Source organism: Terriglobia bacterium (genome assembly GCA_035712365.1).
In the GTDB taxonomy this organism is placed as follows: domain Bacteria; phylum Acidobacteriota; class Terriglobia; order UBA7540; family UBA7540; genus SCRD01.
Genome location: DASTAW010000059.1, coordinates 1 through 14,717 on the forward strand (window position 1 = coordinate 1; position 14,717 = coordinate 14,717).

A 14,717-nucleotide genomic window follows, 5' to 3' on the forward strand; every position below is an offset into this window, starting at 1 on the left:
GCACAAAGTGTTGGAACTGCTCCGTCATCGGTGCTACTTTCGCCATGGGGTGTAAGCTCCTTTTCTAAGGATTTGGTTCCGCTTGCTCGGCGAAACCAACTTACACCCTCCTCACTTTTACACACACAAATTTACGTCACCTCCTCGATTGATGCATAAATATATGAAATTACGAGCTTTAATTGCTCAACTCGATTGGCCAATCGCTCTCAGGCGATGGGTCTTCCCGGCTGGAATTCATAGGGAATTTCCGCAGCGCAAATAGGTGGATTCCCTGATTGTTAGCATCTCTGCTCCGAGTTACTTTTGCGTTAAGGGTTCACACAGGTAAAGGGGGAAAATCGGCAGATCGCATCAGCCGACAGTCCCAGGAAAGCCAGGCATCACCCAGCACGCCGCATGAAGCGAGCGGATGATGCCGCGCATTTCTGGTCAGTATGGCCAGTGATTGTCAGTCGCCGAACGTGAAAGTTTGTACGGGGGAGACGGCCAGCGGCGCCCTTCCAGTTGAGGGTCACCGGCTGGAAATTCGCTGGCGGGAGGGGGATTTTCAAAGCAAGAGCGCACCATCAGCGGGAACGAGTGAGCTGAGAGTAGAAGGGGGATACCGGAATGATTAATTCTGAAGACAAGGTGAGATTGGCACTGGAGATGCTTTGCATTGCTATGGTGTGGGTTGCTGGATTGGAGTGGGTGGCAGCGGTGTTGTTGCTGACAGTTCTGCCGTGGAACCCCCTCTACCCGGCATTAAAATTGTTGGCCGCTCTTGGTGGATGGCTGGCGGAGCCAGTGGCAGACAAGGTGGAGGAACGGCTCGTCAGCGCGCAGCACGCAGATTCTGTCGCAAAGCTGGAGGAGATGGTCAGGATCGGGTGATCCTGACAGTTAGCCTGGCGCGACGTGCGGAGCGCGCCTTCGCCGCCGCGATATGTGCGCCACCGAAACTGATTGCCCGTGGTCGCGGCTTCGCGAAGGGGCCTGTAGGCGCCCGAGATCATGCTTCCTGCAGGCGGGGACGGCACAATGAGCAGCTTACGGTTGGAGGCTGAGCGCCTGCTCGGCCCAGGCGTTAGAAGCCTCGTGAGAGGGAGTATGGGCCGAGCGGGGCTGCAGTCTGAATTCCGCCACGACCGGCAGATGGTCTGAGGCAACCAGCGCCTTGCGGCTGCGGTGGAGCGCCAGCCGGTGGAGCTTGAGGGTATCGTCAAAATAGATGTGGTCAAGCCGCAGCAGCGGCAGGACACAAGGGTACGTCCGCCGGTGGGCGAAGCGTGACCGACGGGCCCAGCCGAAGTGGGCGGAGAGCAGCCGGGTGGCTTCTCCGGGAATCCACTCATTAAAGTCACCCAAAACGATGCGCGTTCCGGAGAGTTCGCTGTTGCAGAGGATTCGCAGGCTGGTCAAGTGGCGGGCCTGCTCGCCCCGCTCGCGGTAGGCGGTGCCGAGGTGCACGTTGAACAGGTGCAGGACGCATCCGTCGGGCAGCCGCACGTCGGTTCGGAGCACGCCTCGCGGCTCGCGGCCACGCGTTGTGATGTCGTAATTCCGCCATCGGACAATCGGAAAGCGCGAGAGCAGCAGGTTGCCGTAAGCCGCCCCGTTGTGCCGCCTGTTTTCGCCGAAGGCCGGATGATAACCGAGTGCGTCCGCCACGTAGCAGGTCTGGTCCTCGCACATAGGTGAACCGCACCCCACCACTTCCTGAAGTGCCACAATGTCCGCATCGATTTCTCGGAGCACCTGGGCAATCCTACGGGGACGCACGCGCTGGTCGAGTCCGCGGCATTTGTGGATGTTGTAAGTGGCTACGCGAAGGGTATGAGACCGTCCTGTTTCAATTTCCATAAGCGGATTAGCCCACTGGGTTGAAGCCCGGCGCTACAAACCCGTGAAATGCCGGGCGCTACAAACACCTGCCCATCTAATTATTAGATGCAAAGCCGGCGGCCGTCGGCTGAGTTTGGCGGAAAATTTCTGCTGTCTCAGGGCGATTCCAAGGGAGCGGGCGGGCTGCCCTCGGCGTCTCTCGCGTGCTCGGCCGGCTTCTTCCGTGGAAAGCGCAGCCGCCATGCCTGCACGAGGAGCGTCAGCGCGATCCAGGCGGCCAGAAAGGCCAGCACCCCGGCAACCACTTTGGGTAACAGGACGGCAAAGGCCACAAGCCCCAGAAGCGTGAGTCCCCCCGACAGCATCACGGAAGCCTCCGCCGGCCCCAGAACACGGCTGCTGGTGACCGCAGCGCCCACTGCCTTGCCGAGTCGCAGCACTCCCGTGGCCGCCCAGGTGGCGCTGCCACGGGCAGCCCCGCGGGGCCTCCTGCGCATTCCTCGCGGCACGACAGGGCTGGGATGGTGCTTGGCAGACAGGACAATCTCAGTGGCGCCGTGCAGATCGTCCAGATACATGGCCTGCATCTCGCCCGCGAATCCTTCGTCTTCTACAATCACGTCGAGTTCCCAGTTGCTGACCCAGCTCGCGATGTTGAGATTGGTTGAACCTACGCGCGCCCAGCGGCCGTCTGCGACCGCGGTTTTGGCGTGGAGCATAGGGCCATTCCACTCGAAAATACGCACGCCGGCTTCGAGCAGCGTGCGGTAACCGGCGCGCGAAACGGCCCGGATAAACGGCACGTCGGAGGCGCGTGGCAGCAGCAGGCGAACGTCCACACCGTCAGCCGCGGCGGCACAAAGGGCCTGGACGTAGGATGACGTTCCTAAAAAATAGGCATCGGTCAGCCAGATGGATTCCCGCGCCACGGCGGCAATCAACTGGTCGAGCCGGTACATCGACGCCACGCCCGGCTGGGTGGCGATGATCCGCAGGGCTACATCCCCCGTAGCCTCAGGGCAAGGTCGGCCGATCCCCAGATCGCTCTCAGGCAGCGGCGCGCCGCAGGTGGCCCAGGTTGACGCAAAGGCCCGTTCAACCTCGGGCAATGCCGGCCCTTCGATTGAAACGCCTGTGTCGCGCCAGGGAGCGATACGCCGCGCGGGATTGCCCGCCCACTCCCGGCCCACGCACAGCCCTGTGACGAAGGCGATCTGGTTGTCCACAATAATGGTCTTCCGATGGTCACGGCTGAGCCAGCCGAAGGCGCTATCGACGCGCGGCGGGTTAAAGCATCTCACCTCGACTCCGGCGCGCCGGAGTCGCCGCCAAAAGCTCCACCCGGTGCGGGCGATGGCTCCCATCCAGTCATAAAGCACCCGCACGTGGACGCCTTCGCGGGCCTTGCTGACAAACAGGTCTGCGAATTCGCGCCCTATGTCGTCGTCGTGGATGATGTAACTTTCAAAATGGACCGTGCGCCGGGCTTCGCGAATGGCTTTTTTCCAGGCGGGGTAATTCTCTTCCGCGTCGCGCAGCAATTGGACTCTGTTGCCGCCGATCAGCGGCGCCCCCGCCGCGCGCGAGAATGCCTGGTCAGCAAGCACGCGAACCGACGAAGGCGCGTTGCCTGCCACGGGCACAATGGGGATGTCGGGTGCGGCCATCAACCACTATCATACCGCGTGGAATGCAAGGAATCTCTGGTAGTGGCTCAGTTTGATTTGTGCACGGGCGTCCTCGCCCGTACTGCCGCGAAAAGACACGGCCAGGATGGCCGTGTCACAAATAGGAACCAAACTGAGTCACCACCGAATCTCGCCCTGACTTGCGGCGCCGTTATGGAAGATTAGGACCCCGGGCCTGGAATGACGAATGCGGAAATAAGGCGGGAGCTCTTGTAAGATTCCAGGCATGAAGAAATTGAAATCCGGCAAGGGCGCCGCTGTGGCGAAAGCCAAAGGCCCTGCGAAAAACGTCGATGAATATCTTGCCGGAGTCCCGGAACCAGCCCGAAGTACGTTGCAGAAGGTTCGCGCGACGATTCGATCCGCGGCTCCGCCCGAGGCCACTGAGACCATCAGTTACGGAATGCCCGCACTCAAGCACAATGGAATTCTGGTGTGGTTTGCCGCGTTTTCGAACCACTGCAGCCTGTTTCCAACCTCATCAGTCATAGAAGCCTTGAAGGATGAACTGAGGGGACTCCACATTTCAAAAGGAACTGTCCAATTCCCCACGGACAAGCCGTTGCCGGCTGCGCTTGTTAAGAAGATGGTGAAATTGCGGGTCACGCAGAACGAAGACAGGAAGCGGCGCTGACCTCACAGTTTGTCTGCTGTTTTTGCCTGGGTGGGTCTTGACGCGACCACCAACCATCAGCCCATCACTGCGTCGCCGATAATTCTGGCCGCAACCGGGCAGCCGACGGTGAAGCCGAAGAAGGGGCCGAAGTCGCGCGTGGCGGCCAGGCCGCTGATATAGAGGCCGCGGAGATTGGTCTGGAATTCCGGGTCGAGCGCAGGAAAACCGTCAATCGTCGCCAGCCGGTCAAGGACCGTATCGCGGTCCAGGAAGCCTACATTGCCCATGGCCGGGCGGTAACCGGTGGCGAGGATGACGTGGTGCACATTGCACCTTGAGTTGTCGCTCAACTTGACTTCATACGTGCCGTCGGCCTGCGCGCCCGCCGATTCGATGCAAGCCTTCTCGTGCCGGTGGATGTTGGGTTGATCGACGCGCGCGGCGAGCCACTCTTCCAGGACCAGTCGGCCCGCCATCCAAAAATCCTTTTGAATTTGCTCCCGCTCGCCGGACCCGAGCTTTCTCCACCAGGCATGGTCCTGGAGCGTTCGCCACACCATGGGCTTCACCCACGACCAGTCCGGCCCCGTAAAACTGGGCGTGGCATGGCGGTACACCACGTGGACTTCCTCTGCGCCATGCTCGCGGATCAGCGCCGCCCATTCGAAGGCGCTCTGGCGTCCACCGACAATCAAAACGCGCTTACTTCGGTACTGCTCGAAATGGACTGCGTCGCAGGTGTGCGTGAATGAGCCGGGAGGCAGTTTCCGGGTGAGATCATCCGGGTAGTGTTTGAAACAAGCGAACCCAAGACCGAGCAGGATCTTGCCGGCGCAAAGGCGCGATCCGTCGTCGAGCGACGCGACATAGATGCCCCCGGACCACATCAAGTGAACGACGTGGGCATTGCGCGGGATGACGCCGTATTGCCCCATGAACCACCCGGCATAATCGAGAAAGGTGTCGAGCGGCACGGGGCTGGCTTCGGCGGGCGTCAGTTCGCGCCCGCTCAGGTAGGCTTCAAACGTGGCGGTCTGGCGCGCATCAAGGTGCCAGTCCCGGCCTGAACGCAGGAACATGCCCGGCGGCATATTGCTCTTCCAGAAGTCCAGGGTTTTCCCGACGATAGTGACGCTGATTCCGAGCGATTGGGCATATGCCGCGGCAGCAAGACCGTATGGTCCCGCGCCAATAACGAGGAATTCAGTCCGTTCCAACCCCTGATTTCCTCCTCACCCTCGTCTATTCCGACCTGAGAGAAGCCATATCGATGGAGAAGCGGTATTTGACGTCGGACTTGAGCAACCTCTCATACGCTTCGTTGACCTTCTGAATGGGGATGACTTCGACATCGGAGGTGATGTTGTGCTGGCCGCAGAAATCAAGCATCTCCTGGGTCTCGGCGATGCCGCCGATCAGCGAGCCGGAGAGACTGCGGCGCCTGAGCAAAAGCCCGAAGGCGCCGACACTGAGAGGCTTTGCCGGCGCGCCAACCAGCGTGATGTTACCGTCGCGTTTCAGCAGGTTGATGTAGGCGTTGATGTCGTGGTCAGCGGAAACGGCGTCAAGGATGAAGTCAAAGCTGTCGGCATGCTTCTGCATCTCATCGGCATTTCGTGAAACCACTATTTCATCAGCGCCGAGGCGTAGCGCATCATCCTTCTTGCCGGGTGAAGTGGTGAAAACAACCACGTGGGCTCCGAGCGCGTTGGCAAACTTCACTGCCATGTGGCCAAGCCCGCCAAGACCCACAACCCCAACTTTCTTCCCCTTGCTCACGCACCAGTGCCGCATGGGCGAGTACGTTGTGATTCCTGCGCAGAGGAGAGGCGCCGCCCCGGCGAGGTCGAGGCCGGAAGGAACCCGCAGCACGAACCGCTCGTCAACCACTATGCTGTCGGAATAGCCGCCATAGGTGACGCCCCCGAGGTGCTTGTCCGGAAAACTGTAGGTGAGGGTCACGTTTGGGCAGAACTGTTCCTGGCCGGCACGGCACTCCGGGCAGGTGCGGTCGGAATCAACCATGCAGCCGATCGCGGCGATGTCGCCGGATTTGAACTTCTTCACGGCGGAACCGACTTTAGTGACGCGTCCGACGATCTCGTGGCCGGGGACGCAGGGATAGCTGGTGGGCATCGCCTCGCTCCATTCGTTACGGACCGTGTGCAGATCGGAGTGGCAGATGCCGCAGAACAGTATCTCAAGCTGCACATCGGTTTCAATCGGATCGCGCCTCGAAATTACCGCCGAGGCAAGTGGTGATGTGGCGCTCGAAGCAGAATAGGCCTTCGCTTTGTACATGGATTCAAGCTCCTATATAGAAATTATACTTTGCGTGCAGGGTGGGCCGGCGCGCGAGGCCAATAACAGGTCGTTGATCATGAATCTCCCGCTCCGCCGCAATCCTGCAGGGTCTCGGGCTTTGATGCTCACTTTCAAGTTCGGTTGCGGGCAAGCTGTCTTCTCCCGTTCTCCCCAAAATGGTCTCCGGACTTATTTCCGGTATTGTTCGTCGGATACCTTCTCCATCCACTCGACCACCTTGCCATCCTTTTTTTCGTGGACGGCGATGTGCATCATGGCGGTGGCCGGCGTGGCCCCGTGCCAGTGCTTTTCGCCTGGAGCGAACCAGACCACATCTCCCGGCCGAACCTCCTCGACTGGTCCGCCCCAGCGCTGCACCCAGCCACAGCCGGAGGTAACGATGAGAGCCTGGCCCAGAGGATGGGTGTGCCACGCAGTGCGCGCGCCCGGCTCGAATGTTACGCTGGCGCCTTGAACAAGCGCTGGATCAGTCGTCTGAATAAGCGGATCAATCCGCACCGTGCCGGTGAACCACTCTGAAGGACCTTTCACAGAAGGTTGCGAGCCCACTCTTTTGATTTCCATTCGCTGCACTCCTCTTGTCGATGCTGAGAATCATAGATTTCCTGTTCCCGGTTCACTGCCGCTGTCGAAAGGGAACCGGCAATTACACAGACGTCTTGGCTTCGGCCAGCATTCGATCGATCTCTTCCGTTCACCGAACCCCAAGGGTGGAGACTTCCAAGTTTACTCCTTTACGCTGCCTGGCAGGAAGAAGATACGACTCTATGTCCGTAAATGGACGGGCGCTCGTCCTAAAGCTTTGAAGCAGGGGAGGGAGGATGGCCGCGCCCGCCAAAGAAAGCAAGTCAACCGGCAGGATATGGATCACGTGCGGCGCTCAATGCTGTTGTGCTTTACACGCCGGGTTTCCAACCGTGCTCGATAAGTGAACCCCGGGGTAGAAATCCTGGTTGGTTTTCGAAATCGGATAGGCGCGGCTGGCGAAGTATAGATCCGCCCGGTCCAAGTTCCCACCGAGAAGAACTGCTGCCGAACCAAGCTCTCTTGCATAACGAACACGGGTGGTCAAGCGTGGCAGTGGGCGTTTACAGACAGTACAGAGTCATCCAATTAGCAGGAGCACTCACCGGCCCGATTACTGCTTCTCCTCCGTGTGCGCCGTTGGAATCGTGCGGCTGGCGCGCCCGGCCCGCCTTCCCGGGATACAAACAGCTTGTGTGCTTCACACCGCCTGCCTCTCACAGATATCTCAGCAGACGATTGCAGCGTTTTTTATCCGCAGCAAAAAATTAATTTATCCAAAAGTTTTTTATCGCACGCAACATAACTATTGATTGGACAGCAAATACACAATTTCATTATGGTAACCACGCTGGTTGGGGCAGAACTCCAAAAAGACAAGGAAGGGCCCTGGAATGAAACTCTCACGGCTTACCGTGGGGCCAATGGTGGTCTTCTTCACAATTGTAACGAACTGTTTCTGGTTGAATGCCCAGCAGGCCCCTGGAACGGCAGGATCGACAATCGCGGCTGACGCTTCTGCGAAGATCGAGGAACTCCAGAAGGAACTGGATGCGCTCAAAGCCCAAATTGATCAATTGAAGAAAGCCCGGGAAAAGAATGAGGCGCCGGCAGCCGATCCGGGATCTGCGGTGGTGACGCCAGTGCCAGCCGCGACCGCCCGGAAGCCAGGCTTGGCGGAAACCCTCTTTGATTCCACTACGATCAGCGGTTCTGTTGATGGGTACTACGGACTTGATTTTGAACACCCGGCAAGTCGTCAGGCGGGGCTGAGAGTCTTTGACAATTACACCAACCAATTCTCGTTGAACCTTGCTGAACTTGTTGTCAAAAGAAGCCCGGACAAGAACACCCGGTTGGGTTACAACCTGACCTTAGGATTCGGAAATGCCATGCACGTGGTTAACGCATTGGAGCCGGGAGGAGAATCGTTTGCTCAAAATGTGAAGGAAGCATATCTTTCGTACCTTGCGCCAATTGGCAAGGGAGTTCAAATCGACTTCGGGAAATTTGTAACTCCAGCAGGTGCAGAAGTGATCGAATCCGCTCCCGGCTGGAATTACAGCCGGGGCATCCTGTTCGGTTTTGCCATCCCGTTCTACCACTTTGGACTTCGAGCTGCATACTCCTTCAGCCCCAAGGTCGCGCTGACGGGTTATCTGGTCAACGGCTGGAACAATATTGTTGCTGTCAACACTGGAAAGACCTACGGGTTCAGCCTGGCATTGGCGCCCAGCTCCAAGGTGAGCATCACTCAAAATTATCTGGGCGGGCCCCAAACGCCAAACACCAATGCACATTGGCGGCATCTGTCGGACACGGTGGTTCAGTTCAACGTAACCCCCAAATTCTCCCTGCTGGAAAACTTTGACTACGGAGCCGGGGACATGATCCCAGGAGTAAATTCGGTGAAGTGGACCGGGATCGCAACCTACGCGCGATACGCGTTCAATGACAGGAACGCATTTGCCGCCCGGTACGAATACTACGACGATCAAAACGGCTTCACCACCGGGACCGTCCAGCACATCCAGGAATACACCCTAACTCTGGAACGCACTTTCGCTCATGGGCTGATCAGCCGCCTGGAATTCCGGCGCGACATGTCGGATGTCCCATTCTTTCGGCGCAGCGTGGACCTGACGAAGAACCAAAACACCATGGAATTAGGTCTCATCTACGTCTTTGATATTCATGGGGCCAGGTAAGTGTCAGACATGGCGTGTTGAAGAATGAAATTCAAGAGCGATTGCACATTTCACATTCAGGGCGAACCCGAACCATATTGATGCCCATTGTATTCTTTTCGTCGAAAGGAGAAAAACTGATGTCCGCCACTCTGAGAGAAGGCCCACAGCTTTCAATGTCAGAAAAACTCTCGCGACTGCGGAAGCGGTTGCGCGACCCTGAATGGCGCCAGTACGGGAAGATTTTGCTGGGCGGCAAGGCATTGGGAGTGGGACTCGTGATCCTCGTTGTGATGATTGGCGCCGGGAAATTTTTCACCAGCGCATACGCCGCTGACACGCCGGTAAAAGCAGGCGACGTGATTAACCCGGTGAACACTGCATGGACCCTCATCGCGGCGTTCCTGGTTTTCGGTATGCAAGTCGGCTTCACGATGCTTGAAGCCGGTTTCTGCCGCAGCCGCGAAACCGTTAACGTGCTCGTCGAATGCGTGGTAGATACTTGCCTCTGCGGCATCCTGTTCTACGCCGTAGGTTTCGCATTTATGTTCAGCCACGGCAATGGGTTCATCGGCTATCACTGGTTTTTTCTGCAGAACGCGCCCGCTACCTACGAAAGCACCGGTGTGGCATTTTTAGCGGTTTGGATATTCCAATTCGCATTTGCCGACACGTGTTCGACCATAACCTCCGGTGCGATGATTGGGAGGACCGGATTCGTCGGCGATCTTCTCTACAGCATCTGCGTCACGGGGTTTATTTACCCGATCATTGGACACTGGGCGTGGGGCCCCGACGGATGGCTGGCGACTATGGGAAGCTCCGGACATTTCTTCTCAGCCTTGGGGACGGGCTTCCATGATTTTGCGGGGTCGACAGTCGTCCATACGATAGGTGGATTCATCGCGTTGGCGGGCGCCATCGTTTTGGGTCCGCGCCTCGGACGGAAATTCAAACGCGACGGCGGCGCTCCGATGCTTCCCCATGATTTGACCATCGCCGTCACTGGCGGACTGATTCTGTGGTTCGGCTGGTACGGCTTCAACCCGGGAAGTACTCTATCCGCCATGGACTTTGAAGGCATCGGCCGGGTTGCAGCAAACACGACCCTGGCCGCGTGCGCTGCCGGCCTTACGTCCATCCTTTACGGCTATCTTAGGAACCAAAAATGGGATGCGGGCTATACCACGAACGGATTTCTGGCCGGACTCGTTGCAATTACCTGTCCCTGTTATTGGGTCAGCCCGACGGGCTCAATATTGCTGGGCGGAATCGCCGGAGTACTGGTCATTCTGGGAGTTGACTTGCTCGAATGGCTGCGAATCGACGATCCCATCGGCGCAGTTCCCGTCCATGGTCTTTGCGGTATTTGGGGAACCTTATCGCTCGGACTTTTTGCCTGTGGCAGTTATGGAGCCCCCGGACCTCTTGCCGCCGATAACTCTGCTCCTCTAAAGGGACTGTTTTACGGGGGCGGAACCCATTTGCTGGTTGCGCAAGCGATCGGTAGCGCAATCGTCACATCGGCGACATTTGCAATCGCCATGGCCGTTATGCTGGCTGTGAACGCAACCGGAACCCTTCGACTTTCACCAGAGGCGGAACTCTACGGTATGGATCTGCATGAACACGGGATCTCAGCTTACCCAGAGTATCAGATTTCACCGTTCGCCGCGCCGACTGGGCTGGCTGTCCAAACTGATGCCGCCACCAAAGCCTCGGGTCTTTCAGCCAAATCGCTGGCTCGTGCCAGTGTCTCCCCTGAGGAATTAACACCCTGACGCCGAGATCCATAGGGCAGGCCGGAAACTCGGCGAGGTCTTCCAACAAAGGCGAGGTCGACAAAACTTGAGCCACAGGCGCATCGTTGGCAGTACCCTATGACGCGACAGAAGTTACGGGCGATACGGAATCACGCGAGCCCAGGTGATATCCGCGCTGCAAAAGGAGAACGATGATGACGAAGGTCGAAGCGATAATTCAGCCTGCCAGATTCGAGTCTGTCAAACAGGCGTTGATTGAGATTGGCATAGAGGGAATGACGGCCTCGGAGGTGCGCGGCCACGGCCGGCAGAAAGGCCATACGGAAATGTATCGCGGTCACGAATACAGGTCCGATATGTTGCCGAAAATAAAATTCGAGATTGTGATAGACGATAAGAGCGTGGATGCCGTACTGGATGCCATCATTGAGAATGCTTCCACCGGGAAAATCGGCGATGGCAAAATTTTCCTTTCCAAGATCGACGATGTCATCCGGATCCGCAGTCGAGAGCGCGGGGTCGCAGCTCTATAGCCTGGATCGGCTGAGGATTCACGGAGCTATCGACTGCCGGCGCGTCACCCACTTCTCTAGCTCAACGGCGGCGAGGACTATCGAGCTAACCGCGGCTGTCAGCAGTAGATCTGGTACCGGCAGGGCGACCGTTTTGAAAATCGGTTGGAGGAACGGCACATAGATCAGGGCAAGCTGCAAGACTACCGTCAGCCCTACCGCGCCCAGGAGCGGCAGGTTGGATTTCAGCCCGATTTCAAAAACAGACCAGCGCTCTGACCGGATGGCCATAACGTGCGCCATTTGCGAGAGCGTGAGGGTCGTGAATACCATGGTCTGCCAGGCGGGATCATGGGCCTTCCAGTACTCGTAGCCGACAGCGAGAGAAAGGATCCCCATCAGCACTCCCACCCAGAGAGTGTGCCTTCCCAGGCCGCGCGCGAACATGCTCTCCTGCGGCGGTCGCGGCGGGCGCCGCATCACATCGGACTCTGCCGGTTCCACGCCGAGGGCAAGGGCTGGCAGGCCGTCCGTCACGAGGTTCATCCACAGTATCTGGAGCGGAAGCAGAGGCAGGGGCATTCCCAGGAATGGGGATGCCAGCATCAGCCAGATTTCGCCCGAGTTCGTTGCCAGGATGTAACGGATGAATTTGCGGATGTTGTCATAGATCACCCGGCCTTCTTCTACAGCAGCGACAATGCTGGCAAAGTTGTCATCCAGCAACACCATGTCAGCAGCTTCCTTTGAAACGTCTGTCCCCGTTATTCCCATGGCGATGCCGATGTCGGCTTTCTTCAGCGCCGGAGCATCGTTCACGCCATCACCGGTCATCGCGACGATATGGCCGCGCCGGTGAAGGCCCTCCACGATCTGCAGCTTGTGCTCCGGAGAAACCCTTGCGTAAACCGCGGCGGATTCCGTCAGTTGCGCAAGTTCCGCGGGCGAGGTCCGCTCGAGTTGCGTGCCTGTCACGACCGTCCCGCCATCGGAGATTCCAAGCTGGCTGGCGATATAGCGGGCGGTCAGAGGGTGGTCGCCGGTGATCATCATTGGCCGGATGCCGGCCGCCTTACAGGTGCTGACCGCAGCCGCGGCTTCCTGCCGGGGCGGATCAATCATTCCAATCATGCCAACAAAGGTGAGATTGCGTTCCACATCTTCCACATCGCCTTTGGGCGGGGCAGCAGCCAGGCAGCGATAGGCCACGCCGAGCACGCGCATCCCGTTGGCCGCCAGGTTGTCGTTCTCAGCAGAGAGCCGGTCACGCCAGGCGCCGTTCAAAGGCTCTTGCTGGTCGCTGAGCCAGACGGTATCCGAAAGGCCCAGGAGAACATCAACCGCTCCCTTGGTGAAGGCGATATAGAAGGCAGGCCTCATGTGGCAGGCCTGGTGAACTGCCGGAGGGAGGTCCGCGCGATCGGAATCGTAACGGTGGACTGTTGTCATTCGTTTGCGTTCAGACGTGAAGGGGGCTTCGGCAATTCTCGGCAGTGAGAGATCCAACTCCGGCTTCAGGAGACCTGTCCGGGCTGCCGCCACAACCAGAGCGGTTTCGGTAGGATCACCCAGAGGGCCAGACTGCTTCGAACTGCCGTCGGTTGACCGCATCACGGCGTCATTACATAACGCGGCTCCTGCGAGCATCAGGTCGAATCCAGGCTGCCTGAGTTCAGGAAACTCCTTGCGGTAGTCGTCCGAGCCGCGGTTTTGCAATTCTACCCTGTGATCGGCAAGCTGGAAAGAGGTCGCAGCCATCCGGTTTTCGGTCAACGTTCCGGTCTTGTCCGAACAGATCACCGTAACGGATCCCAGGGCTTCGACAGCAGAAAGCTTGCGGATCAAAATCCTGCGCTTCAGCATGCGCTGGGCGCCCAGTGTCAAAGCGATGGTCATGATGGCTGGCAGACCCTCCGGCACGGCAGCAACAGCAATGCTGACGGCAGTCAGAAAAAGGACCTTCAGGTCTTCACCCCGAAGCCAGCCAAGGGCGAAGATCAGAAGGACGATTAATAACGCCGCCGCAGCCAGGATCTTTCCGAGCTGCACTAGACGCTTTTGCAGCGGCGTGGCTTCCTGCCGCACGGCCTGGATCATGCCGGCGATCCGCCCCAATTCCGTCCGCATGCCGGTTTCCGCAACAAGAGCTTCTCCTCGCCCTGAGGTTACGTGGGTCCCCAGGTAAACCATGTTGTGGCGGTCAGCGAGCGCCAGATCGGGTTGCAGAAGCGCCGCGCTTGTTTTCCCGACGGGCAGTGACTCGCCGGTCAGAGCGGCTTCCTGAGTCTGGAGATTCGCGCTTTCTAGAACACGGCAATCAGCGGCAACAGAGTTACCCGCCTCGAGCAGGACGACGTCGCCGGGAACGAGTTCCTTGGCGGAGATCTCGCTAATTTCTCCGTCCCGCCGCACTTTCACTGTTGGTACGGCCAGCTTCTTCAGGGCCGCCATCGCCTTTTCCGCTCGATACTCCTGGGAAAAGCCGAGGACCGCGTTGAGGATCACGATGGCCCCGATGGCAATGGCATCATTGTAGTCGCCGAGTAGAGCGGAGACTATGGCAGCGATGATCAGGATGACCACCATCAGTTCCTTCAACTGATCGAGGAAAATCAGCCAGGGGCCCCTGGCTCCGCTCTCTTCAAGTTCATTGCGGCCGAACTCGGAGAGCCGCCGTGTGGCTTCAACCCTGGTCAGACCGGTGACGGGATTACTCCCCAGTTCTTTTGCCGCGGACTGTGGATCGATCTGGTACCAATTGGCCATGGAAATAGCGGGCTGTGAAGGATCCGCTGCAGCAGATGGCGAAATCTAGGCCCTGGTGTCTATCCTCGGTTGAGAATACACGAGAAGGAGAGGGATGCAAAGTTGCACCTCGACGAATCTTCCATCTCTCCCGATTTCCGCGGTCCGCGCGAGAACGGTGTTTATCGTAACCTACAGACTAATAAGCGCTAAATCCCAAGGAACAAAGCAGTTCAATTCGGGACTTGATTCCTGCCCGAGACGGTGGTACTTATGGTTACATGGACAGGCAAAGTCCACCGGAAGTAACCGTTTCCTGATCACACCGCTCTTGCGGTGCGGACCGACCCAGCGGCTAATCACTGGGCGACGGTCAGAGAGGAACCATGGGGGGAGCCACACGGCTCCCCCATTTGCTTTTTCTCGCGCGCGGAGGGCCTGCAGTTTCTCAATCGGAACCCATCAGTTAGCACCGGTCCAGCAGGATGTGGTTAGGGGTGGGGGGCGGCGAAACCGCCGTCTGGCGTGCG

11 protein-coding genes are annotated in these 14,717 nt (G+C 58.5%); 5 read left to right on the forward strand and 6 right to left on the reverse strand.

The window, feature by feature from the left end; all coding sequences use genetic code 11:
• The first annotated feature begins 612 nt into the window (after window positions 1–612).
• Entirely contained in the window at window positions 613–876 is a 264-nt protein-coding gene (locus tag VFQ24_17865; protein HET9180226.1) for a hypothetical protein, read from the forward strand.
• A gap of 156 nt (window positions 877–1,032) precedes the next feature.
• On the opposite strand, the gene VFQ24_17870 is transcribed toward VFQ24_17865, so the two are convergent.
• Window positions 1,033–1,845 (reverse strand): endonuclease/exonuclease/phosphatase family protein, encoded by an 813-nt coding sequence (locus VFQ24_17870; GenBank protein HET9180227.1) that lies wholly within the window; start codon window positions 1,843–1,845, stop codon window positions 1,033–1,035.
• Between the two features lie 137 nt (window positions 1,846–1,982).
• Window positions 1,983–3,494 carry a phospholipase D-like domain-containing protein gene (locus VFQ24_17875; protein HET9180228.1) on the reverse strand — a complete coding sequence of 504 codons (1,512 nt, stop codon included), beginning with the start codon at window positions 3,492–3,494 and terminating at the stop codon, window positions 1,983–1,985.
• A 247-nt stretch (window positions 3,495–3,741) separates the two neighbouring features.
• Between VFQ24_17875 and VFQ24_17880 the strand changes: the two genes are divergently transcribed.
• Entirely contained in the window at window positions 3,742–4,149 is a 408-nt protein-coding gene (locus VFQ24_17880) for a DUF1801 domain-containing protein (GenBank protein HET9180229.1), read from the forward strand.
• A 56-nt stretch (window positions 4,150–4,205) separates the two neighbouring features.
• On the opposite strand, the gene VFQ24_17885 is transcribed toward VFQ24_17880, so the two are convergent.
• The 3 genes from VFQ24_17885 to VFQ24_17895 all read right to left on the reverse strand — a co-directional run bounded on the left by VFQ24_17885 (window position 4,206) and on the right by VFQ24_17895 (window position 7,020).
• Window positions 4,206–5,348 (reverse strand): FAD-dependent oxidoreductase, encoded by a 1,143-nt coding sequence (locus tag VFQ24_17885; protein ID HET9180230.1) that lies wholly within the window; start codon window positions 5,346–5,348, stop codon window positions 4,206–4,208.
• A gap of 25 nt (window positions 5,349–5,373) precedes the next feature.
• Window positions 5,374–6,432: an NAD(P)-dependent alcohol dehydrogenase gene (locus tag VFQ24_17890; protein HET9180231.1), complete on the reverse strand. Its 1,059-nt coding sequence runs from the start codon at window positions 6,430–6,432 to the stop codon at window positions 5,374–5,376.
• A gap of 192 nt (window positions 6,433–6,624) precedes the next feature.
• A complete protein-coding gene (locus VFQ24_17895) occupies window positions 6,625–7,020 on the reverse strand; it encodes a cupin domain-containing protein (GenBank protein ID HET9180232.1) in 396 nt (131 codons plus the stop codon).
• 854 nt (window positions 7,021–7,874) lie between these two features.
• Here VFQ24_17895 and VFQ24_17900 point away from each other — a divergent pair.
• The 3 genes from VFQ24_17900 to VFQ24_17910 all read left to right on the forward strand — a co-directional run bounded on the left by VFQ24_17900 (window position 7,875) and on the right by VFQ24_17910 (window position 11,463).
• The gene (locus VFQ24_17900; protein ID HET9180233.1) at window positions 7,875–9,188 is read left to right on the forward strand and encodes an outer membrane beta-barrel protein; all 1,314 of its coding nucleotides are present in this window, start codon (window positions 7,875–7,877) and stop codon (window positions 9,186–9,188) included.
• Between the two features lie 119 nt (window positions 9,189–9,307).
• Window positions 9,308–10,948: an ammonium transporter gene (locus VFQ24_17905; protein HET9180234.1), complete on the forward strand. Its 1,641-nt coding sequence runs from the start codon at window positions 9,308–9,310 to the stop codon at window positions 10,946–10,948.
• 176 nt (window positions 10,949–11,124) lie between these two features.
• Complete coding sequence (locus VFQ24_17910; GenBank protein HET9180235.1) at window positions 11,125–11,463, forward strand: P-II family nitrogen regulator; 339 nt, start codon at window positions 11,125–11,127, stop codon at window positions 11,461–11,463.
• 18 nt (window positions 11,464–11,481) lie between these two features.
• Here the strand turns inward: VFQ24_17910 and VFQ24_17915 are convergent, their stop codons facing one another.
• Window positions 11,482–14,208, reverse strand: a complete 2,727-nt coding sequence (locus VFQ24_17915) for a cation-translocating P-type ATPase (GenBank protein ID HET9180236.1) — start codon at window positions 14,206–14,208, stop codon at window positions 11,482–11,484.
• Window positions 14,209–14,717 lie beyond the last annotated feature (509 nt).

Excerpts from the sequence above, each read along its gene's own strand:
- VFQ24_17865 (HET9180226.1), top strand. The coding sequence starts at position 613 with ATGATTAATTCTGAAGACAAGGTGAGATTGGCACTGGAGATGCTTTGC.
- VFQ24_17890 (HET9180231.1), bottom strand. The coding sequence starts at position 6,432 with ATGTACAAAGCGAAGGCCTATTCTGCTTCGAGCGCCACATCACCACTT.
- VFQ24_17905 (HET9180234.1), top strand. The coding sequence starts at position 9,308 with ATGTCCGCCACTCTGAGAGAAGGCCCACAGCTTTCAATGTCAGAAAAA.
- VFQ24_17880 (HET9180229.1), top strand. The coding sequence starts at position 3,742 with ATGAAGAAATTGAAATCCGGCAAGGGCGCCGCTGTGGCGAAAGCCAAA.
- VFQ24_17870 (HET9180227.1), bottom strand. The coding sequence starts at position 1,845 with ATGGAAATTGAAACAGGACGGTCTCATACCCTTCGCGTAGCCACTTAC.
- VFQ24_17900 (HET9180233.1), top strand. The coding sequence starts at position 7,875 with ATGAAACTCTCACGGCTTACCGTGGGGCCAATGGTGGTCTTCTTCACA.
- VFQ24_17895 (HET9180232.1), bottom strand. The coding sequence starts at position 7,020 with ATGGAAATCAAAAGAGTGGGCTCGCAACCTTCTGTGAAAGGTCCTTCA.
- VFQ24_17875 (HET9180228.1), bottom strand. The coding sequence starts at position 3,494 with ATGGCCGCACCCGACATCCCCATTGTGCCCGTGGCAGGCAACGCGCCT.
- VFQ24_17910 (HET9180235.1), top strand. The coding sequence starts at position 11,125 with ATGACGAAGGTCGAAGCGATAATTCAGCCTGCCAGATTCGAGTCTGTC.
- VFQ24_17915 (HET9180236.1), bottom strand. The coding sequence starts at position 14,208 with ATGGCCAATTGGTACCAGATCGATCCACAGTCCGCGGCAAAAGAACTG.